Below are 1,234 nucleotides of genomic sequence, written 5' to 3' on the forward strand. Positions count from 1 at the left end.
GGGCGGCAGGGGGCGAACCCGGGTGGGGGACCGCGTGACGACGAGCCGACCGTGCCCGGTACGGTGCCCTCCAGCCCGTACGGCGGCCCGCCCGGCTACGGTCCCGGCCCCGAACCCGCGTACGGCATGCCCGGCCCTGGTTACCAGCAGGCCAAGCCGGGCAGCGGTCTGGCCACCGCCTCGCTGGTGCTGGGTGTGGCGAGCCCATTTCTCGTGTTCGTGTGCTTCACGGGTGTGATCACGGCCCTTCTGTCGATAGTCTTCGGCTGCGTGGCCCTCGCCAAACGCGCCGGCAAGGGCCGCGCCATCGCCGGCATCGTGCTGAGCGCCCTGTCGCTGGTCCTGTTCGCGGTCGTCGCCTTCTGGTTGTGGAACGTGGCGCAGGAGTGCGCCGGCCTGCCGGCCGAGCTCGCCGACCGTTGTTTCGAGAGCCAGTTCCCCTGGATGAACGGCGGCGTCTAGAGCGGCAGGTGCGCCGACAGGTCCGCGCGGGCCCCGCTGGCGTGGACGGCGCCGCCGGCCAGGGCCTCGTCCCAGGTGAGCCGGCCGAGCGCGAGCTCGATCCACGTGCGGCCGTCCATCTCGACCACGTTGGGCGGGGTGCCGCGCGTGTGACGGGGCCCGTCGATGGCCTGCACGGCCGCGTACGGTGGCACGCGCACCTCGACGGTCCTGCCCGGCGCGGCGCTCGCGAGCCGGTCGAGCAGGTGGCGCACCGCCTGCCTGGCCGCGTCGCGTTCGGGTCGGAGCCCGCGCTCGTAGGCGGCCAGCACGGCGGCCACGAGCGCGTCGGGCAGGGCGGAAGGGGGCCCGTCGTAGGGGGGTTCGTCGAGGGCGACGAGCTGGCCGTCGAGGGCCGATCTGAGCTTTTCCGGGTCGAGCTTGCGTGGTGACACGCGACCATTGTCTCCCGGGAAGCGTTCATCAAGACGGAGGTCTTCGTTCACCTGGGGTTTCGCCGGTGGCCGTAGCGTCCCGGCCGTACGACCGCACTTCGATGGAGGACCTGTGTCGAACCCCGAGGCGGGAGGTCGGCTGCTTCCGCTGATCTCCACCCCGCACAGTGGTGGCCGATCCGCGCTGACCTGTCAGTTCCGCTGCGGCAACGCGTGCGCGCATGACGTGGCCAACACCACCGGCAATGCCTATTTCGGCGACGTGGTGAAGGAGGCGCTGTCGCGGCGCGGTGTGCTGCGCGCCGGGGCGCTGGGCGCTCTGGTGGCGGGGGTGGGCG

2 protein-coding genes and 1 pseudogene are annotated in these 1,234 nt (G+C 72.6%); 2 read left to right on the forward strand and 1 reads right to left on the reverse strand.

Annotated features, from left to right (window positions below; translation table 11 throughout):
* On the forward strand, positions 1–462 hold a 462-nt coding region (locus E1295_RS48150; protein WP_220449275.1), incomplete at its 5' end, for a DUF4190 domain-containing protein.
* On the opposite strand, the gene E1295_RS48155 is transcribed toward E1295_RS48150, so the two are convergent.
* Complete coding sequence (locus tag E1295_RS48155) at positions 459–896, reverse strand: sterol carrier family protein (protein ID WP_132642101.1); 438 nt, start codon at positions 894–896, stop codon at positions 459–461. The two genes, E1295_RS48150 and E1295_RS48155, sit on opposite strands and share 4 nt — an antisense overlap.
* Before the next feature lie 112 nt (positions 897–1,008).
* Here E1295_RS48155 and E1295_RS48160 point away from each other — a divergent pair.
* Positions 1,009–1,234, forward strand: a pseudogene (locus tag E1295_RS48160) (phosphatase); the annotation flags it as partial.

Source organism: Nonomuraea mesophila, assembly GCF_004352805.1.
In the GTDB taxonomy this organism is placed as follows: domain Bacteria; phylum Actinomycetota; class Actinomycetes; order Streptosporangiales; family Streptosporangiaceae; genus Nonomuraea; species Nonomuraea longispora.